Below are 24,268 nucleotides of genomic sequence, written 5' to 3' on the forward strand. Positions count from 1 at the left end.
AGTATGTTCTATAATGTTTCTAAGAATTAAAGGGGAGTTTAAATTGGCATTAAATTTAAAAGAACTAGTTGAACAGTACAAAGTAGATAATGAGTCTGTGTATAATACATGGTTTATATATAATGAAAAGAGGATGAAGGCATTTCGCGCTATAAGGCGCGGAGTAAAAGATATTGTAAAATCAATTAAGGAAGGTACTTTTGGCAATGATTTTAAGGGATCGCCATTAGAATTTGTATTAAACTGCATAACAGAACAAAAACAGGTATTTGTTGGGGCAGCTCATCCGTTTTATTGGAAACCAAAGCTGAGAATACCAGATATATATGAAAATGAAGAGAATAAAAGGATTTTTGGACAATTTTTAGAATCTTGCTTGTCTGCTAGTAATGAAGAAAAAATAATTAAAGAAATTATAAAATTGGACAGCTATAATATTAAAGGATTAGGACCAGCTGTTGCCAATATACTTTATTTTTTGCATCCTACTATAATTCCTCCATTTAACACTGCCATGGTTAATGGATTTAATGCAGTTTTTGCAGAAAATAAAAAATTAGGATCATGGAAGCATTACTTGGAAATGAGGGAGATAATTATAAAGACCAATGAAGAATTAAAGCCGGCACTATCAAAAGATTTAGGTGCTGTATCTGGATTATTATTTGATGTAGGAGTTGGTAAAATAATTCTTCATGAAAACTGGGAAACTGCTTTAAAGTTTGAGAAAGACAAATTGGAGAGGGTTTTAAAAAAACGTCATCTTGAAGTTGAAAACGAGATCAAAGAAGAAAATGAACATTTAAAAGTACAGTGCTTACTAACGGAAATTGGCAGTAAGCTCGGATATGATGTTTTTGTAGCTGTCAATGATCGTACAAAATCTATTGATGGGAAAAATTTAGAGTTTATGACTTTATCAGAGCTTCCAAAATTGGAGATTGCAGAAGAGGTAATAAAGACAATTTCTTTAATTGATGTAATATGGATAAACAAGGATAGTAAAGAAATAGAATGTGCCTTTGAAATTGAAAAAACTACATCCATATATTCAGGAATCTTAAGGCTTATAGACTTGGCTTCTTCATTGGGAGATAAAAAATATAACTGTTTTCTAGTTGCACCAGATTCACGAAAGAAAGAGATAATTGCACAATTGAAAAGACCTTCTTTTAAGGATATAGATTGTGTAGCTTTAAGATATATATTGTTTTCTGATTTATATAATCACTGTGAAGGTATTTGTAAATTTGGGGAAGATTACAAAATATTATTTAAGATTGCAAAAAATCAGTAATATATTGCAAAAGTATATAACTTTGTAAGGTTTTTGTGTTTATTAGACTAAATCTTCATATGTTCTACATATTTATTTGATAAAATAAATTAAAATTTACTATAGTGAGGTTATAAACAAAATTTTACTTAGTACTAAATATATGAAATTAGGGGGATAACAGTTTGAATAAGAGAATATTAGCTGCTGTTCTGTCTTTAGGTATAGTATTTACAATGAATGTTAGAACTTTAGCCGCACCATCCTTAGATGAACAATTAAATACATCACAAAATCAATACAATCAAAGTCAGAATACTCTAAATGAGGCACAAAAGAAAGTCAGCAATATAGAGGCAAGTATAGAAATGTTGGACAACCAAATTCAGCAGAGTATGATTAATATTGATAATGTTAAGGGTAAAATAAGTAAAACAGAGTCAGACATAAATAGTGCGCAGAAAAGTATTAATAGATCTGAACAGAATATGAAGGCTGAAAAAGAACTCTATAATAAGAGAATGAGAGCTATATATATCAATGGAAATAGTGGATATGTAAGTATGCTGTTAGATTCCAAGGGAATAAGTGATTTTATTTCAAAAGTAGAAACAATAAAGAGTGTAACGGAATTTAACGATAAGATAATATCAAATTTAAATGTAAGAAGACAAGCCATTCAGGAGAAAAAGGATAAACTTGCAAGTGATAAAGAAAATTTAATTTCTTTAAAAAATGATAATGAGAAAAAATTAAATGATTTAAATAATAAGAAAGCACAGCAGCAGCCGCTTATTGCAGAAGCTAAGGCACAGCAGAACTCAGCATCTGAGTCAAGTGCGTCTACAAAGGCTCAAATTGATTCAATAAAACAGAGGATTGCAGCTGCTAAAGCGGCTGAACAGGCAGCCCAACTGGCAAGTGCAAATGTAAGTCAAAATAACAATTCAAATAAAAGCGTAAGTGTAAATAGAGGTGGATCATTACCAACAAGTACTGGCGGCTCTATTTCAAATGATTCCATTATAGCATATGCAGCAAGCTTCATGGGTACACCATACGTATGGGGAGGTACATCTCCAAATCCTGGATTTGACTGCTCTGGATTTACTCAATATGTATATAAAAAGTTTGGCATATCACTTGGAAGGACTACATATGATCAAATAAAAGATGGAGTAGGAGTGTCAAGAGATCAGCTTCAACCAGGAGATTTAGTTTTCTTTGGAACCTATTCAGATCCACATCACATGGGGATGTATGTGGGAAATGGTATGTACATACATGCACCTCACACGGGAGATGTTGTTAAAATATCACCTCTAGGTAGAAGCGATTATTTAACAGCTAGAAGAGTAAAATAAAAATTAATGAAAAGCTATGATTTTGAATTCTTCATCTTATCTACATAACTTTTATATATAATATAAGCAGAGAATGAATTAGGGTTTATGTTTGTTTTTATTTAAAATTTAGGAGGGATTCTATGAATTGTCATGGAAGTAAAAATGATAATCAAAGTAATCAAGAAAAACCACACAGTGCTTTAAAGCATATGCTTCATATGATTCTTTGCTGTGCCATTCCAATTCTTTTAGTTGGGGCTCTGCCATTTTTGAAGCTAAATGGAACTTTAAATACGGCTATATTATCTATTTCACCGCTTATATGCCCTATAATGATGGGATTTATGATTTTTATGATGGTGAAAGGTTCAAAGAAGAAAAAGCTAGATAATGAGCATTTGAAGAACAACACGCAAATAGTGAAAAAGGATTAAAAATTATTGCTTAGTTAATATATAAATGGTAAAATGTAATCATGAATTTACTAAAGTGAAGTGTTGTAATGTAAATTTGTAAAATATAGAGATTTTGGAAGGAGTGATGTTTTATGATAAAAGTATTTTATGCAGATAGTGTTATAAGAATAATAAAACAGGCTACTCCTATTGGAACTATATAAGTAATTAATTAATAGGTTACTATTTTGGAAATTTGTACCCTTGGAGTAGTTTGTGAAAAATCAATTATTTCAAGGGTATTTTTATACCCAAAATTAGGAGGTAACTTATTGTTCAAATCAAATTATAATTTAATGGAATTAGGATGGAATGATTCTTTACAGGAAGAATTTAAAAACTTTAAAGATGAATATATGGTGGGAAGAATTGCTGTAGAATATAAAGGATCATATAAAATGTATACTAAAATTGGAGAAGTTTCTGGAAGTATCTCAGGAAAGATGAATTACAAAAGCAGTAAAAGAGAGGATTACCCAGCGGTAGGAGATTGGGTTTTAATAGACAAATTTAATAATCTGCATGAAACAGTTGTCATTCACAGAATATTAAACAGAAAAAGTAAAATATCAAGAAAAGTTGCTGGTAGTTCTTTTGATGAGCAGATAGTAGCAGTTAATATAGATATATTATTTATATGCATGTCTCTAAATGATAATTTTAATCTTAGGAGATTGGAGAGATATGTTACTACAGCCTGGAATAGTGGTGCTTTACCTGTAATAGTGTTAACTAAAACTGATCTATGTACTGATCTTCGTGAAAAAATAATAAAAACAGAATCTGTTGCTCCGGGAATAGATATAGTAAATACCAGTTGTTTTAATACTTTAGATATGGATAAATTAAGAAGATATTTAGGTACAGGAAAAACTGCTGCTTTTGTTGGATCTTCTGGTGTGGGGAAATCCACCATTATAAATAACCTTTTGGAGGAAGAAAAGCAGAAAACTAATATAGTCAGTAATATAGAGAGCAAAGGCAAGCATACTACAACTAATAGAGAACTTATAGTTTTAGAAAGTGGAGGCATTGTAATAGATACTCCAGGCATGCGAGAATTACATCTTTTTGATGCAGAGGATGGTTTTGATAATAGCTTTGAAGATATTAATGAATTGGCTAAGAATTGTAAATTTTCAGATTGTACACATACTTTTGAACCAAAATGTGCAGTTCAAAAGGCAATTGAAGATGGGGTGATGCCAAAGGAAAGATATAATAGTTATCTAAAATTGAAAAAGGAAGCCGAATTTATGAAGAGAAAACTTGATAAAAAAGCCCAAAGTGATCATAAAAACAAAATTAAAGCTATAAATAAAGAACTTAAGCGTAGATATCAATAATGATTTTCATAATATTTAACCATATAATGATTGAAAATATATATAATTTATGAAATTATTGTATTATAAGTTCATAAGGCAGCTTTGCATGGTATTTATTTTCAGTTGCCTAATTTTAGGAGATGGTATTTTATGAAAAAGAATGTACAACTGAATGTAGACAGATTCTTGGGTTTTGCTGATGTGTATAACAATGCAAGACCTACATGCCCGAAAAAGGTTAAAGAGATAGTAATGGGATATTTGGGTTACAAACCAAAACTTGTGGTAGATATAGGTTGTGGTACTGGACTATCTACAAGGATTTGGAGTGATACTAGTGATAAGGTTATAGGCATAGAACCGGGTAAGGATATGATGGAAGTTGCACAGGAAAAATCGGCCGAGTTAAATAATATAAGCTTTATTTCAAAATTTTCAGATAATACAGGATTAGAGGATAACTGTGCAGATGTTGTTACCTGCTCTCAGTCTTTCCACTGGATGAATCCTGATACAACTATACCGGAAGTTGCAAGAATACTTAAAAAAGGTGGAGTTTTTGCAGTATATGATTGTGATTGGCCGCCGGTATTTAACTGGGAGGCTGAACTAGAATATAAAAAGCTTTTTGAAAAAGTAAATTATATAGAGACCTCTAATGCTGAACTTAAGGATAGTTTCGTAAAATGGAATAAAGACAAGCATCTTTCTAATATAGAAAATAGTGAAAAGTTTAGATATGTAAGAGAAATATTATTTTCCAACAATGAAGATTGTGATGCAGACAGGTTTATTAATCTGGCGTTAAGTCAGGGCAGTCTTCAGGGGATAATAAAAGCTGGAATGGATGAAATTAATCCGTATTTAACAAATTTCAAGAATAGAATAATAGATATATTTGGTGATAGTAAATTTGAAATAGATTTCTGTTATCGTATGAGAATTGGAGTAAAATAGAAATAAGGCATGTGAAAATAAATTAGCATTCTGGCTGCTTATTTATTTGAAGATGGCTAAAATATAGTTTGAAATTTTATTACATGTATGATAAACTATTCATAATAAAATTGAATTCTTACCTAGGGTAGAGGTGCTGTAATTATAAGTAATTGTTCTTAGCTTGCAGGCGAAGAGGAATAAAGAAAGGAATTATGGCCGAAGGAGATATTTTGGCAAGGATATCTTCTGGTTTTGTATAAAATATGTGCAAAACTGTCACTATTGGTTTTGGTATAGTGGAGAGCTACAGGGTACACGTGCATTGTTAATATTAGATTTAATACTAACAGCAGGGGTGTTCCTTTGCTGTTAGTTTTTTTATTATGCTAACATTTTGCCCTGGTAAGAGGAAGGTAGGTATAATATGAAAATTAAAGGTGTTTTATTACCAATTGTTACTCCATTTACAGGGGGAAATGTAGATTTTGAGTCCTATGAGAATATGATAAAGTTTTATTCCAACAAGGGTATAGCAGGATTTGTGCCCCTTGGAACCAGTGGAGAAACTCCAACTCTATCAGATTATGAATATGAAAGTGTATTGGAAAAAACTATTGAATATAATGAAAAAAACTTGCCTATATATGTGGGATTTGGAGGGAATAATACAGATAAAATGGCCAAGAGTGTAAAGCTCTTTGAAAAATATAAAGTTCAGGGAATTCTATCAGTTTGTCCTTATTATAACAGGCCTGATCAAAGGGGCATATATGAGCATTTTAAAAGAATATCTGAAGCTACTCCTCTTGATATAATACTTTATAATATACCTTATCGAACTGGAAGAAATATTGAGAATGATACAGTGAGAAGGTTGGCCGAGCTAAAAAATATAGTGGGAATAAAGGATGCCTGTGGTGATTTTAATCAGAGCGCTGAACTTTTGCTAAATTCACCTAAGGACTTTTCAATATTGACAGGAGAGGATGCACTATTTTATAGTACTTTAATGCTTGGTGGAGACGGCGGCATTTTGGCATCTGCTCATATTTATACTGAAAAATTTGTTGAAATTTATAATAAAGTAAAAGAAAACAATCATTTTGAGGCTCTTAAAACATGGAAGGAAGTAGCAAATATTATTCCATTATTATTTGAAGAACCTAATCCGGCCCCTATTAAGTATTGTTTGTATAAAGCTGGATTAATAAAGTCTCAAGAGATAAGATTGCCATTGGTGGAAATATCACAAATTTTAGCGGAAAAAATTGATAAAGTTTATAAATCATAAATAAATTATTATTTTAAAAAATATGCTCTTGGATTAGCTAATGAAAATTTTACTATTTCAAGGGTATTTTTATGTTCAAAATTATAATTGCCTGTTTCGAAGATATATTTATAATTTTAAGATAAATTTTAATTAGGTGAAGGAAATAGAGATTTTATGTTGAATTAAAATCTAAATGAAATTAATAAGGAGTGGATCTATATGAGTAACAAGGTATTTACAAAAGAAGAATTAAGTAAATTTAATGGACAAGATGGTAATCCGGCTTATATAGCCATTAAAGGTATTGTTTATGATGTGAGTGGTATACTTGTGTGGAAAAATGGAATACATCATGATCAAATTGCGGGGCATGATTTTACTGATAAGTTTCCGCATAAAATGGAGTGGCTAGATAGGTTAAAAGTTGTAGGCAACCTAGAATAAAAATAAGTGTTGTTTAAGGTGTAGTAAGGCTTTAAACAACATTTATTTTTGTAAATGGAGTTTTAATTCTATAAAACCCTGTATCGGAATTGCAGTTAGATTAGAGTTTTAAGATTGATGTATAAGTAAATCAAAAAAATGGGATAGCAATAGAGTTTTATGGTAAAATAATAACTAAGAAGGTGAAATTATGAAATATGAAATAAAGACTGCAAAAAATCAGGAGTTTGTTGATATAACAAATATTGTTAGAGAAGCAGTGCGAAAAAATGATGTAAATGATGGTATTGTTACTGTATTTATTCCTCATACTACTGCTGGAGTGACTATAAATGAAAATGCTGATCCCGACGTGGTAACGGATATGTTGTCAGCGTTAAATAAAGCTTTTCCAGTAGAAAATGGCTATTTACATGCTGAAGGAAATTCTCATGCTCATATAAAAGCATCACTTATGGGTTCATCCTGTAATGTAATTGTAGAAAATGGAGAGCTGCTGCTTGGAACCTGGCAGGGAATCTATTTTTGCGAATTTGATGGACCAAGAAGTAGAAGGGTTTATATAGAAATATTGAGAGACTAATGTGCAGAAATTTTACTGAAATATTCAGTATTAAAAGTAATTTATGGAGTTTACATACAAAGTCCACTCAGTCATTTTGTATATTATGATGAAATTGCTCTAATTATGATATAATATGTGTAGAATATAAAATTATAGGGGTGGTTATTTTGAGAAAAGGAAAAGTTGTTATTTTTATTTTAAGTCTTGTCACAATTTTATCTTTAATTATTGCTATTTACAGATGCATAAGTGAAAAATCATCTTATATAACAATAAAAAATAATTAAGTTTTATATTTTTATGGATTAGATATTATGAAACATATAAATGCTATAGTTAAACTCTGCAAATATAGAAGTTTAACTATAGCATAAATTGTTTACTGTAATATTTTTTTTACAATTTCCTTGCATTCTTTAATTAAGGTATCTTTATGGAAGTTTGAATCTCTGTTATACATAATTTCATGACACATACCCTCAATTAAAGAATACACTAAAAATAGTTTTTCTTTTTTATTAGAAAAACTTAAAGTATATTCACTAAGCTTTTCTAGATATTTATCTATTTGAATTTTTTGTTGATGATGATGATATTCTCTGATATCATCGTCGGTGCAGGCAAGCATTGTAATTTCTTGATGAAATCTCGGAGAAAATTTATGATTTTCCAATACCGAATTCACCATAGTATCTACAAGTAAAGTTAAATCATTTTTATCTTTAATCTTATTTAAATTCTCTATGGTATTATTATAGACAGCGCTGCAATATAATTGTAAGACTTCTATAAATATATCTTTTTTGTTTTTAAAATAAGCATAAACACTTCCGGTAGCTAATCCAGCCTCTTTAGCTATTTCTGCTGTAGTAGTATCTAGATATCCTTTATTATTGAATATTTTACTAGCGGTATCAATTATTTTTTTCCTTTTTTCAATAGACCTTTTTTGTATAGGTATTCGTATTTCCCTGTTCATATTATCACCCAATTAGATTTTAGGATTAATTTGATGTTTTGTCAAGAATATGAAATGTAATTCATGTTTCATTGATATTATGTTGACAAAAATTTCATATAATATTTTGATAATACATAGGTGATTTTTGTATGGAAATTAACAGGGCATAAATTTATAATGGAATTGTTTGATTATACCTTCAGCCATAATATCAGCCATTTCTAAAGCTTGTTTTTCAATTTCATCATATAATCTTATGCTTTCTGAATAATTCTTAGTAAGTATAGCAACTGCTTCTGCTTTAGTAAGTTTTAAGTGATCATATAACATTAATTGCCAGTCTCTTTGTGACCAATATGGATTGATTCTGCTGAGGAAAATGGCTATTTCATCTGCATTGGCATACCAGTTTTTTTCAGCTTGTGAAGCAGCTGTAGTATCACCAGCTTTAGCAGCCTTTACAAGTTGTGCGGCTATAGTGAGATGGTCTGTAAATAATTTTCTAAATTCAGCAGCTATTTTATCACCATAAAAAGGTCTTAGCGTTCTTTCAAAATCTACAGGATTTTGAAGAAGGCGATTAGTAACAAGTTCTACATCTGGTGAATCTGTCAATATGCTTGTTATTGTCAATCGTGTCCAGACGATGTGTTGCTCCCAGAGCATATGAAGTTTATTTATTAAAGCTGTTTTGCAGATTTTCATAGAATAATTGTCATATCTTTCGTGATAATATCTGTCTATTGGACGTATATAATTATAATATATATCTGGATTATCTGTTCCAAATAAATTATAAGCTTTTGCTCTGTTATATGGATGAATATTATAGAAAGATGTTTTTGATGAATATGGGTACATAAATATCTCCTTCTTATAATTTTTCTAGGTTATAGTATGTGAATTTAAATGCAAAAGGTACACTATCAACTGATACATTTTAAATTTCTATCATAAACTATAAAAAACGTTGTATTGCTATATTTTTATCTACATTAAAATAATATTGATAAACAGATAAAAATACAATGAAAAAATTAGAATTTTATAAAATTTACTTGATTTTTATATAAATACGAAATATAATAATATCAAACAGTATAAAACATAACTAAATAGATAAAAATATTCCAAATAGTAATTTTATATACATAATGTAATTGATTTTGCTATGAAATAAAGTGGTTTAATATATAAAATATTTTTAAATGCAATATAACTTGATAAAACGTATTTATTCTATATTAAGTTATGTATCATAAATAATTATGAGTATTTTATCTTGGCTAGATGATCTTTTCCTGATTGAAAGGTTCAGATCTCCACCTCTAAGCGAAGCGAAGGTGGGACTTTCCAATCAGGTGGGGTAGACTCCCCACCTGATTTACCGATGTTTCAGCCTGCTGAAACGAGTTCACTACGATAGATAGGTTGAGTATTGAAAGGGTGATATTATGATTACAAAAGATATGACTATAGGAAAAATTATCAAACATTATCCTGAAAAAATTGAAGTATTAATGGAGTTTGGATTATATTGCAATGATTGTCTTTCAGCAAAATTTGAAACTGTTGAAAAGGCATCGCAAGTTCATGGATTCGATCTTGAAGAATTAATTTATCAATTAAATTTATCTGAGGAGAGATGAAAAATGTTTAAAAAATATGAGATTCTTTTAACTGTGGTATTTATGGGTATTTTTGCAGGTATATATTTATATGTGTATGGAGAAATTTCTAGAGAAGCAAGTATGGCTATTTTTTTCTTGGGAATGTTGAGTTTGTTTTCTTTTGCAACTAGTGATAATGATTTGGAAAAGTCCGTATATGATTTGCAAAATATTGAAATGCAATAAGGCATCTTCAAAAACAATCAGCTAGTATACTTAGTCCATTTTGTATCTTTTCATTTTATTTTTAGATGCTTAAAGGATTTTTAAAGATAAGATATAATATTGACATTTAACATAATTAGGTATATAATATAAAAAATGAAAGTTAAAGTCAATGAAGAGAAGTAGTAGGTATAGGAAATTAGTTAAAGCGAACTTGGAATGGTGGGAGCCAGGTACTGTAGTCTATATTGAATGGATCTTTGAGATGTGATGCGAAATAATAGTAGCAGTAAACGGTAGTCTACCGTTAAAAAGACAGGGTATCGAGTAAAATCTGTACCTGATAAAGATCGTTTTATATTAAGGTGGTATAGCGAAATAATCATTTTGTCCTTATTGGATGAAATGTTTTTTTGTTTCTATGGCTTTTATTTTAGTTTATTTAATGCTAGTTCCTGAAGCATTTAAGACATTAAATTAAAAAGTTAACTTTATGGATAATCATCTTATATAAAACAAAAATATGGGTGGCACCACGGTCACTTCGTCCCATTTTAGGATGAAGTGGCCTTTTTTGATTATATAGTTATTTAATAAAATTATTTGTTTAGAGGGGGATATTAATTCATGTTAAATGTATGGCTATAGATGAATAGTTTATAAGTTGAAAATATAATTGAAAAGAAATTATAAGTTTATAAAATAATAATTTCAGGAGGAAATAAAAGTGTCACAAATTAAAGTATATGGAATAAAACAAAATTTGAATATTATTAAACCAACGTTATCTGATATTATTCATTCTTGCGTTGTAGATGCATTCTGGTATCCGGTAGATAAGAGATTTCATAGATTTTTTCCTTTAGACAAAGAAAATTTTTATTTTCCAGAAGGAAGAACAGATAAATATACCATAATTGAAATCAGTATTTTTGAAGGTAGAAGTGTTGAATCAAAAAAGAAACTAATAAGGCTTTTATTTAATAATATTGAAAAAGAATTAAATATTTCACCTAATGATATTGAGATAACAATTTTTGAAACTCCTAAATATAATTGGGGAATAAGAGGCTTACCTGGAGATGAATTAAAATTAAATTATAAGGCTGAAATATAATTTTATGGAGGTAAAATAATGGATAAAAAATTAGAATTAAAGGATTTTGTTCTCATTGGAAGGACTTTTGAAGAGTATTATAAAATGTTTGATTTAAAAAGCCTGAGTAAAAATGAGAAAATATTAGATGCTGCATCAGGAGTAAGTTCGTTTTGTGCAGAAGCAAATGCAAATGGATATAATGTTACTGCTGCTGATAGAGTTTATGAATTTAACCATGAGGAAATAGAAGAAAAATGTTCTAAAGATTTGGAAGAAACTATGAAAAAAATACCGGCAATAAAGGAGTTATATAAATGGGATTTTTTCAAAGATATTGAACAATTAAAAAGTCATCGTAAAAGAGCATATAGAGGATTTATAAAAGACTTTAAATTGCATAAGGAAGATAGGTATATAAGTTCAGAATTTCCTAGTAATAATTTTAAAGAAGATCAATTTGATGTATCGCTTATATCACACTTTTTATTTTTATATGACGAACATATGAGTTATGAATTTCACAAACAAATTATTAATGAGATTATAAGAATAACAAAGAAAGAGATAAGAATATTTCCAATTGCCAATTTAAAAGCTCAAAGATCTCCTTTTATTGAGAAATTTATGAAAGATAAAGCTTTTAATAATTATGAAATTAATATAGTGAAAGTTAATTACGAATTTATAAAAGGTGGAAATGAAATGTTAGTAGTTAAGATTAATTAAATAAATGACATAATTATTATGATAAATAAAAAATTATTAATAGAATTTTTAGGAGGTTTTTGGATATGGATGATATAAAAGATATGTTAGAGAAAAATAAAATTGAATTTAAGTTTATTCATCATGCTAAACCAGTATACTCTGCAGAGGATGGTGCAAATTTGTTCAATATTAAAATTGAACAGACAGCACCAAATCTTATAATATATACTGATATTGGATTTTACTCACTTATTATTTCGGGTATTAGGGATAAAGTAGATTTTAAAATTATAAAGAAGCTTTTAAAATGTAATGATGTCAGGCTGGCAACAAAAGATGAAGTGAAGCAGGTAACAGGTTTTTCAGTTGGCAGTGTGGCTTTGTTTAGTAAATTAACTTGTATAGTTGATAAAAAACTTTTAGAAAATGATTTTATATATGGTGGAACTGGTAAAAAAAATTATACATTAAAAGTTCAGCCTGAAGCTTTATTTAAATTAAACCGAGTTGTTGAAGTTATAGAGTTGTAACATAGATTGGGGAGTTGATGTATGGATATAGATATAAGAGAAGCTGCTATTGAAGATAAAGAGTCAATTTTTAAGTTGGTTGAAAAATTTTCTACATCTTTTAAAACAGAACGTATTTTGTTTGATGAGTCTATAAAGAATATTATTGATGACAAATCTGCATCGCTGCTTGTGGCAGAAACAAATAAAAAAATTATAGGCTATTGTTTAGGATTCGTACATTATACTTTTTATGCAAATGGTCAAGTTTCATGGTTAGAAGAAATAATGATTGAGGAATTCTTTAGAAGAAAAGGTATAGGTAAAATGCTAGTAGAACAGTTTGAAAAATGGTCAAAATCAAGGGATTCAAAGCTTGTTGCCTTGGCAACGCGAAGAGCATCCAGTTTTTATTATGCAGTTGGTTATGAAAAATCAGCTGAATATTTTAGAAAAGTGTTGTAATATATAATAAGTACATATGAAATATCTAGTAATATGTAGCTGTTATATCAAATTTTCAATAAATGAATGTTACAGTGGCTATCAATGAGGTAGATGATATTAAAATGCATAAAGGATGTGATCTTTCAATGAGTAAATTATTTTTTATTTCAGATATACACGGTTCACTATATTATCTAAAAAAGGTTTTAGAAATATATGAAAGTGAAAAAGCTGACTATATAATTATTTTAGGTGATGAACTGTATCATGGAGCCAGAAATCCACTGCCAAAGGATTATAATCCTAAGGAAGTAGCGGAGCTTCTCAATACATACAAAGATAAAATTATAGCTGTACGTGGAAATTGTGACAGTGAAGTTGACCAAATGGTGCTGGAATATCCTATGATGGCTGAATATTCTATTGTTTTATATAATGGAAGAAGACTATTTTTAACTCATGGACATATATACGATAGGAATAATTTACCTAATCTAAGCAGCAGTGATGCCATAATATATGGTCACATTCATGTGCCTTTAGCAGAAAAACAAAATGATATTTTTGTGATTAATCCTGGGTCAATTACTTTTCCAAAAGAAGGAAATCCTAATTCTTATGGAATTTTAGAAAATAACATTTTTAAGATTAAGGATTTAGACGGTAATGTTATTAAAGAAATAAGCTTCAGTGAATGAGCGGTTAAATTCATCTGATGCCTAAACAACTAATAACTGCAAAACTCCACCTGATGCCAAGAATTCTGTTTATCCGATGACTATCCACTCTAATACTTCCATCGCACTCTGTGAAAGCTATTTACACAAAATTAAAAACTTTGACTCTCTACTTTTCTTCAAGTGGGAGTAAAGAGTGGCTATGTCCCTGGATAACGACTTCTAAGCATCAGATGGAATAAAAACCTCCACCTGATGCTAAGAATTCTGTTTATAGGAAAAATGCTAAAAATATTGTATTATAATAATAAACGCTAATTTTAAAGATAATAGATATAAAAAGTATCCATGTAAGAAAATAATGAGGTGAGCTAATGAGTAATATTTCAACAGACAAAAAAACAGTCTATACAAAGCTGAGAGGGAGAGAACTATTAAACAATCCTCTTCTAAATAAAGGTACTGCTTTTTCGAAAGAGGAGAGAGAAAAATTAGGTTTAACAGGCCTATTACCATCTCAAATTGAAGATATAGAAAACCAGGAAGACAGATGTTACAAACAGTTTTTATCTAAACCAGATAATTTTTCAAAACATCTATACTTAATGGGTTTATATGATTTGAATAGAACACTTTTTTACAAGGTGGTAACTTCACATATAAAGGAAATGCTTCCTATAATATATACTCCTACTATAGGAACTGGAGTAAAAAAATACAGTGAAGAATTTAAGAGCCCTTTAGATAGCCTTTATCTATCTATAGATGATAAAGAAAATATGGAAAAAGCTTTTGATAATCTTAATGTTAATGAAGATGATATTGAAGTAATGGTTATTACAGATTCCCAGGGGATACTAGGCATTGGTGACTGGGGTGTCAATGGAGTAGATATATCCATAGGAAAGCTTGCAGTTTATACGGCTGCGGCAGGAGTAGATCCATCTAAAGTATTGCCTGTAGTTTTAGATGTGGGAACTGACAATAAAGAACTTTTAGAAAGTGAATTGTATCTTGGAAATCGTCATGAAAGAGTGCAAGGCAAAGAATATTATGATTTTATAGATGAATTTGTAAAAGCTGCATTAAAAAAATTTCCTAAGGTTTTAATTCATTGGGAGGATTTCGGTAGAGAAAATGCTCATAAAGTGCTAGAAAAATATAAAGATAAAATTCTTACATTTAATGATGACATTCAAGGTACTGGAGCAATGATAGTTTCAGCAGTTATGTCTATGAGTAAAGCTTCAAATACTTTATTAAAAGATCAGAAAATAGTTATTTTTGGTGCTGGAACGGCAGGAATAGGAATAGCGAATCAAATTTCTTCTGCCATGGAAAGGGAAGGATTATCAAAAGAAGAGGCTAAAAATAGATTTTGGTGCATTGACAGATATGGACTTCTTATTGAAGGCATGGACACTTTAACAGATTTCCAAAAACCTTATGCAAGAAAACGAAGTGAATTTGCTGATTTTAAAGATGAAAATGTTGAATTACTTGATGTAGTTAAGATAGTAAAACCTACCATGCTTATAGGGTGTTCTGGAGTTACTGGAGCTTTTAAGGAAGAAGTGATAAGAGAAATGGCTAAGGGTGTAGAGAATCCTGCTATAATGCCAATATCAAATCCAACAAGTCTCGCAGAAGCAGTGCCAAAGGATTTAATAGAATGGACAGAGGGAAAGGGACTTATAGTTACAGGCAGCCCTTTTGAACCGGTAGAGTATAAGAAAACAACTTATAAAATAGGCCAGGCAAATAATGCTTTATTATTCCCTGGACTTGGCTTTGGAGCAATGATAGCAAAACCTCGTTATGTCAGCGAAAAAATGCTGGAAGCAGCATCAAAGGCTGTAGCAGAATTTGTAGACTTAAGTGAGGAGGGAGCACCTCTTTTACCAGAGGTGGAAAAGCTTCATCAGGTTTCACAAGCTGTAGCTGAAAAAGTTATAGAAGCTGCATTAGAAGAAGGAATTAATACTGTAGAAATTAAAGATGTAAAGAAAGTAGTATCAGATGAAACTTGGTATCCAGAGTATTATGATATAGCACCAGAAGATTAGAAAAGTAAAAAATAGTAAGCTTTAATGAATTCCTAAAACTAAAATAAATATATAATAACAGCAATATAATAAGATTTTTAGATTAGTCAATATTTGCAATAGATATATCACCTGAAATGCTAAAAGAAGTTCAAATGAAAATGGAGAAAAATAATATCATCAATATAGAAACTGTATTGACAGAAGAAAATGACTTGAAAATAGAAAATCACAAAGTAAGTATTGCCTATATAAGTTTTGTACTGCATGAAGCAGAGCATAAAGAAAAGTTTCTAAAGGAAGTAAAGAGAATAATTTCTTCAAAGGGCAGAATAGCTATTATTGAATGGAAAAAGAGTGATGGTGAATTTGGTCCTCCTTTAGACCATAGATTAGATGAAGTGGTTTCTGTTGGATTATTGAGTAATGCAGGATTTATAAATATATCAAGTATAAATATAAATGAAAATTTTTATGCTTTAATAGGAGAAATGAACTAAATAACTTAATTAATAAAGACATTAATTAAAAGTGGTTGTAAAGTTTTGTTTATATAACTTTACAACCACTTTAATTTTGACATTATTTAAACATGATGAGATTTAATGCTACTATCTTCAGGAAGATGGCTTGTATCATTTAATCCTAAAATTAATGGAAACATATTGTCATCAAAATATAATTTACTTATGGAAGTATTACCTAGGCGAATTCTGTGATACATGCTCATATTCCAGTTAAAAATTCCTATTAAAGCTGCTTTTATAATGCCACCATGAGCAACTACTGCAATATTTTTATCTTTATTTTCTGTAACAATTTTTAAAACGGCATCTGTAGCTCTGATACTGGCTTCCTTTAAACTATGGTCGCCTCCACAAAGAGGACCTGTGGTATCATCCATTAGCCACTTTTTAAATAGCTCTGGGTAATTATTTCTTATATCTTTAGTAGTTAAACCTTCCCATTCACCAAAGTCTATTTCTCGTAATTCGGGACAAATTATGGGATTAAGATCAGTATCTTCAGATATAATTTTTGCAGTTTTTAGCGCTCTTTTTAATGGACTAGAATATATGTAATCAAAATTTTTTTTAAGTCGTTTCTTTAAGAATTCTGCTTGCTTTATGCCTTCATTGGATAAATCTATATCTCTACTTCCTTGAAATTTCCCTAAGGCATTCCACTCAGTTTCTCCGTGTCTTATTAGCATTATTGAAGTGCTCATTGAAAAACCTCCATTATTAATTTGTTTTAATTGATTACCATAAGCATAAATCATATAATCAAATTGTCAAGTTTTAAAATTTAATATTGATAATAATTTTTTATGAAAGCTATTGACAGTGATAATAAAAATAGATATCATATAAAATAAAGAAAATTTAATAATTTTGATTCTTGATCTTATCAAGAGAGGTGGAGGGACTGGCCCTATGAAACCCGACAACCGGCATTTAATCGAAAATGTGGCGGTGTTAATTCCAGCAGAAGTTTTCTGAAAGATAAGAGAAGAAGTGAATAGGTGTTATTTACTGCTTTTCTTATGAAGGGCAGTTTTTTATTTTTAAAAGTTTTAATGACAATTAATTTTATACTTGCAAAATTTATATAATATGCTTAAGCTATTTATAATATAATTTTTACGTTATTTACACGTTAGGGGGCCTTATTTTTATGGAACGCAATATTATGGATTTATTTGGTAAAAAAATCCTGGTACTTGATGGTGCCATGGGTACTTGTATTCAGGGATTTAAATTAGAAGAAAAGGACTATAGGGGAAATCTTCAGTGTGATATAAATCAGAAGGGAAATAATGATATATTAAATCTTACAAAGCCTGAGATTGTTAAAGAAATACATAGGCAGTATTTTGAGGCTGGTGCGGATGTAGTTGAAACAAATACTTTTAGTGGAACCAGAATATCTCAAAGTGACTATGGCATGGAAGATAAGATATATGATATAAATTTTAATGGTGCAAGGCTGGCAAGAGAGGTAGCAGATGAATTTACTAATAATAATCCAGAAAAGCCTCGCTTTGTAGCGGGGTCTGTAGGTCCTACTAATAGAACGGCATCTTTATCACCAGATGTAGAAAATCCAGGTTTTAGAAATGTAACTTTTGATGATTTGGCAGCTGCTTATGGAGAGCAGATAAGTGGACTTATAGATGGTGGAGTAGATTTTATAATTATTGAAACTATATTTGATGCTTTAAATGCTAGAGCGGCTGTATTTGCAGCAAAAACGGTATTTGAAGAAAAAGGTATAAAATTGCCTATTATGATTTCTGGAACTGTTGCAGATAAAAGTGGAAGAATTTTGTCAGGTCAGACTCTTGAAGCATTTGCAGAGACAATGAAGGACGAAGATATACGTATTATAGGACTTAATTGTTCCTTTGGAGCAAAGGATCTTCTGCCTTTTATTAAATATCTTTCAAAGACTCAGGATAGGTACATAAGCTTTTATCCTAATGCAGGACTTCCTAATTCTATGGGAGAATATGATGAACACCCGGAAGAAACTGCGGGTTTTGTTAAGGAACTTGCTTTAGAAGGGCATCTTAACATTGTAGGAGGCTGCTGTGGTACTACTCCTGCTCATATTAAAGCCATAAGTGAAGCTATAGCGGACATAGCGCCAAGAAAAATTCCAAAGCTTGAAAGAGAAACTGTATTTTGCGGCTTAGAGGCTTTAAGAATAAATAAATCCAATAATTTTGTAAATGTAGGTGAGAGAACAAATGTAGCTGGTTCTGCTAAATTTGCAAGATTAATACGTGAGAAAAAGTATGAAGAGGCACTAACTGTAGCTAAAAATCAGGTAGAAAATGGGGCTCAGATTATAGATGTAAATTTTGATGATGCACTGTTGGATGCCAAGAAAGAAATGGATATATTTTTAAAGCTTCTTGCCAGTGAGCCAGAAATTTCAAAGGTTCCTATAATGATAGATTCTTCAAAATTTGAAGTGCTGGAAACAGGATTAAAGGCAATTCAAGGTAAGGCTGTAGTGAATTCCATTAGTCTTAAAGTTGGAGAAGAAGAGTTTATAAGACAGGCTACTTTAATAAAAAAATATGGTGCTGGTGCTGTAGTAATGGCTTTTGATGAGGCGGGTCAGGCAGATACCTATGAAAGAAGGATATCTATATGTAAACGGGCTTATGATATATTGGTAAATAGAGTGGGATTTTTGCCTTCAAATATTATTTTCGATCCTAATATATTAGCTATTGCCACGGGAATAGAGGAACATAATAATTATGCAGTGGATTATATAAATACTGCAAAATGGATAAAGGAAAATCTTCCTTATGCTAAAGTAAGCGGTGGAGTAAGTAATTTATCTTTCTCCTTTAGAGGTAATAATGTTATAAGGGAGGCTATGCATTCCGTATTCTTGTATCATGCTATTAAAGCAGGTATGGATATGGGAATTGTAAATCCTGGAATGATTCAGATATATGACGAAATTGATAAAGCTTTATTGGAAAAGGTAGAGGCTGTAGTATTAAATAAGACACCAGATGCGGCAGAGGAGCTTTTGGAATTTGCGGAGAATTATAAAGTTGCAGCGGGAAAGGAAGATGAAAATAAGCATTCTTGGAGAGATAAAGATTGTAAAGAAAGATTAACTCATGCTCTTATAAAGGGAATAGTTGAATATATTGAGCAGGATGTAGAGGAATGTAGAGTTCAATATGATAGAGCCTTAGAGGTAATTGAAGGACCGCTAATGGATGGCATGAAGACTGTTGGTAAATTATTTGGTGAGGGTAAAATGTTCCTTCCACAAGTAGTTAAAAGCGCTAGGGTTATGAAAAAGGCAGTAAGCTTTTTATTGCCATACATTGAAGAAGAGAAGAAAGAAGGAGACAGCACCAGTGCTGGAAAAGTAGTATTTGCTACAGTTAAAGGCGATGTACATGATATAGGAAAAAACATAGTATCAGTAGTTCTTTCCTGTAATAATTTTGAAGTGATTGATTTAGGTGTAATGGTACCTACAGAGGTTATTTTAGAAACTGCAAAGAAGGAAAAAGCAGATATAGTAGCACTAAGTGGTCTTATAACCCCTTCTCTGGAAGAAATGGCAAATGTAGCTGAGGAAATGGAGAGTCAGGGTTTTAAAATACCTCTGATGGTTGGGGGAGCAACTACATCAAAAACCCATACAGCATTAAAAATTGAAACACAATATTCTAATGGAGTAGTCCACACTACAGATGCTTCAAAGGCAGTGGAAGCTGCAAAAAAATTAGTTGATCCGGAGAAGCGAGAAGCATATATAAAGGAAGTACAACAGGAATATAAGAATATAAGAGAAAATTATTCCAAGATAGACAGAAAACTTGTAAGTTTAGAAGAAGCACGAGAAAAGTCATTAAAATTAGATTGGGATAAGGGTATTGTTGAAACTCCAAACTTTACTGGAATTAAAAAGTTCATGAACTTCCCCATAAAAGAACTTAGAAAATATATAGATTGGACATTTTTCTTTATTGCCTGGGATATGGGAATGATATATCCTAAAATCATGACAGATCCTAAATACGGCGAAGAGGCAAAAAGGCTTTATAAGGATGCCAATGATATTTTAGATGTTTTAGAAAGAGAAAATATACTTACTGCCAATGCTATTTTAGGTATCTTTCCCGCTAATTCAGCAGGAGATAACATTGAGGTATACAGTGGTGACAAAGCTGCAACCTTTAATATGTTAAGGCAGCAAGAGGTTTCAAGGAAAAATGTATACAGATGTCTTTCTGATTATGTAGCACCTAAGGAAAGCGGAATAAAGGATTATATTGGCGGCTTTATTGCAACAGCAGGTATAGGTGCAGCTGAATATGCAAATAAGTTAAAACAAAATGGCGATGAATACGGAGCAGCTATGGTAAAAATTCTTGCGGACAGATTGGCAGAGGCATTTTCTGAATACTTACACATGGAAATAAGAAAGAATTATTGGGGATATTCTCCTGAGGAAGCTATAGAAATTTCACAGGTATTAAAAGGCAATTACATGGGAATAAGACCAGCCTTTGGATATCCATCTCTAAGAGATCATGCAGAAAAGACAAAGCTCTTTGATATCCTAGATCCAGAAAGGGAACTTGGAATAAATTTAACTGACAGCTATATGATGAATCCTGTAGCCAGTACCTGCGGACTTTATTTTGGAAATAAAGAGGCAAAATATTTTGATATAAACAAAATAGGTAAAGATCAGGTAGATGATTATGTAAAGCGCAATAATAAAGATTATAAAGAAATAGAGAGAGTATTAAATACAATACTGATTTATAAGTAGAGATAAAAAAGGAGGGATTATTTCCCTCCTTACTATTTTACAGATTTTAGGTATGTAATATCTACACAGTTTAAACCTGTTACAATTTCTAATTTTTTAAGTTACTTTTTATTTCTGTTAAGTCTTGTTCAATTTCTAAATGACGGTTGGCATTTTTGGGCTCTAAGTCGGACACTATAGCCTTTAACTCTTTTATATCTGATTTAACTTCATTCATGTCAGTTTGAAATTTTTGTTGATTTTCTTCAAGTTTTTGTTGATTTATTTCAAGTCTTTGCTGACCTGATTTTAAGTCGGATATATCCTCTTTAATGCTGCTGATTTCAGTCTTAATGCCACCAATTTCATTTTTAATGCCACTGATTTCAGTAACTAATGTTTGTAATAACTGTTCATATTTATCCAATTTACGGATCACCTCCGATATTCTAATTATATATTATTAATAAGCAATTTTGAAGCATTATTTTTGATTTTACTTTGGAGAATTATAGAAGATATCATTGCTAAAAAGTAATACGTAACCAATAAATAATTACTATCATATACTAATTCATAGGTAGTAATATGAAGGGTGGAAGCTAGTTATGGGGTTATGGTTAATAGTAATATTACTTATAGCATTGGTTAGTAATACAGATAATTTTGGAGTTGGTATTTCTTATGGAACAAGGAAAATACTTATTCCCTTTGTATCTAATATACTTATAGCATTAATTACAGGTCTTGGTACACTATTTTCAATGTATGTGGGAAAAGGCATATCAAAGGTTTTAAATCCAAAAATTGCTGGCTATATAGGCTCAATAATAATTATAATTGTGGGTGTATGGATCTGTATAGGGGAAATGAGAAGGAAAAAAGACGAGGGCAATGAAAATAAAACTAATAACATATCATCATCTGAAAAGAATGTTAATATATATTCATTCATAGGAAGAATACCAAGGATACTTGAAAATCCATTCCTTGCAGATTGGGATTTTTCTGGATACATTAGCATTAAAGAAAGCTTATTATTGGGGTTTGCATTGGCAGTAAACAACATGGCAAATGGAATTGGAGCTGGTATGGCAGGAATTAATCCTATAATAACTTCAATCTTTGCATTCCTTGTTAGTCTCTTTGCAATATGGATAGGTATAAAGCTTGGGCATGAATATGTACACCGCTGGCTTGGAAGGCTGGCTACTCCTATAGCTGGGATTATACTTATAGTTATTGGGGTTTATGAGATATTTTTTTAGAGTGATTATACTTAAAATTATAAAGATAGATGTTAGGATTTCTCGTAAGGGGTGTCTTTAGATGCTCCTTTTTGGTGTACATAAAATTTAAATAAAATCCTTCCTTAAGAAATTTGTAAGAATTTTATTAAGTATATTGTAAATCTCATATTCTATAATTTACTTGTAGGCTCAAGAGGAGGAGATAGAGATGTTATGATATAATATATTTCTGGAAAGGATGAAGCTGCATGAAAAAATATAATGTTCTAATAGTTGATGATGATCAGGAAATAGTAGATGCCATAAAAATCTATTTAAAAAGTGAAGATATAAACATATATACTGCAAAGGATGGATTAGAAGCTTTAATGCTTTTAGAGGAAAAGGAGATTCATCTTATTATAATGGATATAATGATGCCGAAAATGGATGGAATAAAAGCTACTTTTAAAATTAGAGAAACTAAAAACATACCAATTATAATATTATCCGCAAAGTCTGAAGACACAGATAAAATATTAGGACTTAATATAGGCGCAGATGATTATATAACTAAGCCTTTTAATCCTATGGAATTAGTAGCTAGAGTACGTTCTCAGCTTAGAAGATATATCAACCTTGGTAATTACAAAAATAGTGAAGATCAGATAGCAGTAAGAGACTTGATACTAGACAAATCCTCAAAAGCTGTACAAGTTGAAGGAAAAGATGTGCGTGTTACACCTATTGAATACAAAATTTTAGAGCTACTCATGGAAAACAGTGGCAGGGTATTTTCCATTGAACAAATTTACGAAAGAGTTTGGCAGGAACCTTCTTATAATGCTGAAAATACAGTGGCAGTACATATAAGAAGAATTAGAGAAAAAATAGAAATTAATACTAAGGATCCAAAATATTTAAAGGTGGTGTGGGGTATTGGGTATAAAATTGAAAAATAACAAGTACGTTGTAGGTTGTATATTAATAATATTAGTTTATCTGTTATCATTTTCAGTTTTACTTGTATCAGATGTTTATAAAAACAGAAAGTTTTTGAATAGTCAACCTTATTTTAGCAGTGACAAGTTTAAAGCCGATATAGATATATTTTCTAGAAATCTTATGAATCTTTATGTTAATTATAAAGATTTTGATAAAAGGTCTGATAATGAAAAAGTTATAGACAGTGAAGTGAGTAATGAATTATCATTAAATGAACAATATATAACTAATAAGCAGAAAGAAAGTACAGATAAATATTATAATCTTATAAGAGATGCTCAAGCTAGAAATGATTTTGATAATGTAAAAAAGTTAAACGAAGAGCTCATTAAACAAATTTCAGATACTAGAAATAAAAATTCAAAAACTGCTGATGAAGTTAGAAATGAAATGATTAATTGGAAAACTAAAGATTATGAAAATATAAAAAACAGCCTTATGCAGAATGGTTATATAAAATATTATATAAAAAATAATAATACAAATGAAGTCTATACTAATATGGATAGTTCTTTTAGCATTAAAGATGTTAATAATTATATTAAAGAAAATGCTTTATATTCAATTCATTTTCCAGATGCTCTAAGTAAAAATAATTTTTATTCTTGGACAAATAATTTTTTCAACAATTCTTCTATAGATGGCTATATGATAATCCCAAAGGATATTAAAAATAGTTATATATATAAAGATTATGAATATTATAATTCAATAAGAACTAGAATTATAGAAGAGCTTGTTATATTGCTTTTAGTAATTTCAATAATTGTATTATTATGCATATATCTCATTTATAATAAAAGAATATTATATAATATAATTC

General features: G+C 30.2%; 24 protein-coding genes, 1 pseudogene and 2 riboswitches. Of the genes and pseudogenes, 21 read left to right on the forward strand and 4 right to left on the reverse strand.

Going from position 1 to position 24,268, the window contains the following annotated elements; genetic code table 11:
• Positions 1 to 43 precede the first annotated feature (43 nt).
• The 8 genes from ABF633_RS02310 (at position 44) to ABF633_RS02345 (ending at position 7,644) form a co-directional block, all read left to right on the forward strand.
• Positions 44 to 1,297: a hypothetical protein gene (locus ABF633_RS02310; protein ID WP_415521611.1), complete on the forward strand. Its 1,254-nt coding sequence runs from the start codon at positions 44 to 46 to the stop codon at positions 1,295 to 1,297.
• 164 nt (positions 1,298 to 1,461) lie between these two features.
• Positions 1,462 to 2,640 (forward strand): NlpC/P60 family protein, encoded by a 1,179-nt coding sequence (locus ABF633_RS02315; RefSeq protein WP_415521613.1) that lies wholly within the window; start codon positions 1,462 to 1,464, stop codon positions 2,638 to 2,640.
• A gap of 122 nt (positions 2,641 to 2,762) precedes the next feature.
• Positions 2,763 to 3,056: a hypothetical protein gene (locus ABF633_RS02320; RefSeq protein ID WP_415521615.1), complete on the forward strand. Its 294-nt coding sequence runs from the start codon at positions 2,763 to 2,765 to the stop codon at positions 3,054 to 3,056.
• Between the two features lie 293 nt (positions 3,057 to 3,349).
• Positions 3,350 to 4,423 (forward strand): ribosome small subunit-dependent GTPase A, encoded by a 1,074-nt coding sequence (gene rsgA, locus ABF633_RS02325; RefSeq protein ID WP_415521617.1) that lies wholly within the window; start codon positions 3,350 to 3,352, stop codon positions 4,421 to 4,423.
• 132 nt (positions 4,424 to 4,555) lie between these two features.
• A complete protein-coding gene (locus ABF633_RS02330) occupies positions 4,556 to 5,362 on the forward strand; it encodes a class I SAM-dependent methyltransferase (protein ID WP_415521619.1) in 807 nt (268 codons plus the stop codon).
• A 120-nt stretch (positions 5,363 to 5,482) separates the two neighbouring features.
• Positions 5,483 to 5,659: riboswitch (Lysine riboswitch) on the forward strand.
• A gap of 109 nt (positions 5,660 to 5,768) precedes the next feature.
• Complete coding sequence (dapA, locus tag ABF633_RS02335; protein ID WP_415521621.1) at positions 5,769 to 6,635, forward strand: 4-hydroxy-tetrahydrodipicolinate synthase; 867 nt, start codon at positions 5,769 to 5,771, stop codon at positions 6,633 to 6,635.
• A 201-nt stretch (positions 6,636 to 6,836) separates the two neighbouring features.
• Positions 6,837 to 7,061, forward strand: coding sequence for a cytochrome b5 domain-containing protein (locus ABF633_RS02340; protein ID WP_415521623.1), 225 nt, complete (start codon positions 6,837 to 6,839; stop codon positions 7,059 to 7,061).
• Positions 7,062 to 7,251: 190 nt separating this feature from the next.
• Complete coding sequence (locus ABF633_RS02345) at positions 7,252 to 7,644, forward strand: secondary thiamine-phosphate synthase enzyme YjbQ (RefSeq protein ID WP_415521625.1); 393 nt, start codon at positions 7,252 to 7,254, stop codon at positions 7,642 to 7,644.
• A gap of 361 nt (positions 7,645 to 8,005) precedes the next feature.
• Here the strand turns inward: ABF633_RS02345 and ABF633_RS02350 are convergent, their stop codons facing one another.
• A complete protein-coding gene (locus tag ABF633_RS02350) occupies positions 8,006 to 8,605 on the reverse strand; it encodes a TetR/AcrR family transcriptional regulator (protein WP_415521627.1) in 600 nt (199 codons plus the stop codon).
• Between the two features lie 138 nt (positions 8,606 to 8,743).
• On the reverse strand, positions 8,744 to 9,448 hold the full coding sequence (locus ABF633_RS02355; RefSeq protein ID WP_415521629.1) for an acetylglutamate kinase: 705 nt from the start codon (positions 9,446 to 9,448) through the stop codon (positions 8,744 to 8,746).
• A gap of 593 nt (positions 9,449 to 10,041) precedes the next feature.
• Between ABF633_RS02355 and ABF633_RS02360 the strand changes: the two genes are divergently transcribed.
• From ABF633_RS02360 to ABF633_RS02400, 9 genes are all read left to right on the forward strand, one after another.
• On the forward strand, positions 10,042 to 10,236 hold the full coding sequence (locus tag ABF633_RS02360; RefSeq protein WP_415521631.1) for a DUF1858 domain-containing protein: 195 nt from the start codon (positions 10,042 to 10,044) through the stop codon (positions 10,234 to 10,236).
• 3 nt (positions 10,237 to 10,239) lie between these two features.
• Positions 10,240 to 10,443, forward strand: coding sequence for a hypothetical protein (locus ABF633_RS02365; RefSeq protein ID WP_415521633.1), 204 nt, complete (start codon positions 10,240 to 10,242; stop codon positions 10,441 to 10,443).
• A 706-nt stretch (positions 10,444 to 11,149) separates the two neighbouring features.
• Positions 11,150 to 11,539 carry a tautomerase family protein gene (locus ABF633_RS02370; protein ID WP_415521635.1) on the forward strand — a complete coding sequence of 130 codons (390 nt, stop codon included), beginning with the start codon at positions 11,150 to 11,152 and terminating at the stop codon, positions 11,537 to 11,539.
• Positions 11,540 to 11,557: 18 nt separating this feature from the next.
• Positions 11,558 to 12,247 (forward strand): hypothetical protein, encoded by a 690-nt coding sequence (locus ABF633_RS02375; protein ID WP_415521636.1) that lies wholly within the window; start codon positions 11,558 to 11,560, stop codon positions 12,245 to 12,247.
• Between the two features lie 65 nt (positions 12,248 to 12,312).
• On the forward strand, positions 12,313 to 12,759 hold the full coding sequence (locus ABF633_RS02380) for an aminoacyl-tRNA deacylase (protein WP_415521638.1): 447 nt from the start codon (positions 12,313 to 12,315) through the stop codon (positions 12,757 to 12,759).
• Positions 12,760 to 12,780: 21 nt separating this feature from the next.
• A complete protein-coding gene (locus ABF633_RS02385) occupies positions 12,781 to 13,203 on the forward strand; it encodes a GNAT family N-acetyltransferase (RefSeq protein WP_415521640.1) in 423 nt (140 codons plus the stop codon).
• Positions 13,204 to 13,331: 128 nt separating this feature from the next.
• Entirely contained in the window at positions 13,332 to 13,883 is a 552-nt protein-coding gene (gene yfcE, locus ABF633_RS02390) for a phosphodiesterase (protein ID WP_415521663.1), read from the forward strand.
• 353 nt (positions 13,884 to 14,236) lie between these two features.
• Positions 14,237 to 15,928, forward strand: a complete 1,692-nt coding sequence (locus ABF633_RS02395) for an NAD-dependent malic enzyme (RefSeq protein ID WP_415521642.1) — start codon at positions 14,237 to 14,239, stop codon at positions 15,926 to 15,928.
• Positions 15,929 to 16,026: 98 nt separating this feature from the next.
• The gene (locus tag ABF633_RS02400; RefSeq protein WP_415521665.1) at positions 16,027 to 16,407 is read left to right on the forward strand and encodes a class I SAM-dependent methyltransferase; all 381 of its coding nucleotides are present in this window, start codon (positions 16,027 to 16,029) and stop codon (positions 16,405 to 16,407) included.
• Between the two features lie 86 nt (positions 16,408 to 16,493).
• Here the strand turns inward: ABF633_RS02400 and ABF633_RS02405 are convergent, their stop codons facing one another.
• Positions 16,494 to 17,135 carry a histidine phosphatase family protein gene (locus ABF633_RS02405; RefSeq protein ID WP_415521644.1) on the reverse strand — a complete coding sequence of 214 codons (642 nt, stop codon included), beginning with the start codon at positions 17,133 to 17,135 and terminating at the stop codon, positions 16,494 to 16,496.
• A 176-nt stretch (positions 17,136 to 17,311) separates the two neighbouring features.
• A riboswitch (SAM riboswitch) is annotated at positions 17,312 to 17,419 on the forward strand.
• Positions 17,420 to 17,584: 165 nt separating this feature from the next.
• On the opposite strand from ABF633_RS02405, the gene metH reads away from it, so the two are divergent.
• Positions 17,585 to 21,232: a methionine synthase gene (gene metH, locus ABF633_RS02410; protein ID WP_415521646.1), complete on the forward strand. Its 3,648-nt coding sequence runs from the start codon at positions 17,585 to 17,587 to the stop codon at positions 21,230 to 21,232.
• An 88-nt stretch (positions 21,233 to 21,320) separates the two neighbouring features.
• Here metH and ABF633_RS02415 read toward each other — a convergent pair whose 3' ends face one another.
• Positions 21,321 to 21,650: a hypothetical protein gene (locus ABF633_RS02415; RefSeq protein ID WP_415521648.1), complete on the reverse strand. Its 330-nt coding sequence runs from the start codon at positions 21,648 to 21,650 to the stop codon at positions 21,321 to 21,323.
• 169 nt (positions 21,651 to 21,819) lie between these two features.
• Between ABF633_RS02415 and ytaF the strand changes: the two genes are divergently transcribed.
• The 3 genes and pseudogenes from ytaF to ABF633_RS02430 all read left to right on the forward strand — a co-directional run.
• Entirely contained in the window at positions 21,820 to 22,479 is a 660-nt protein-coding gene (ytaF, locus tag ABF633_RS02420) for a sporulation membrane protein YtaF (RefSeq protein WP_415521650.1), read from the forward strand.
• A gap of 230 nt (positions 22,480 to 22,709) precedes the next feature.
• Positions 22,710 to 23,402, forward strand: a complete 693-nt coding sequence (locus tag ABF633_RS02425) for a response regulator transcription factor (RefSeq protein ID WP_415521653.1) — start codon at positions 22,710 to 22,712, stop codon at positions 23,400 to 23,402.
• Positions 23,380 to 24,268: pseudogene (locus tag ABF633_RS02430) on the forward strand (hypothetical protein); the annotation flags it as partial. The gene ABF633_RS02425 and the pseudogene ABF633_RS02430, both read left to right, overlap by 23 nt.

Origin of the sequence: Clostridium sp., assembly GCF_047718555.1 — a bacterium.
GTDB lineage: Bacteria > Bacillota > Clostridia > Clostridiales > Clostridiaceae > Clostridium_I.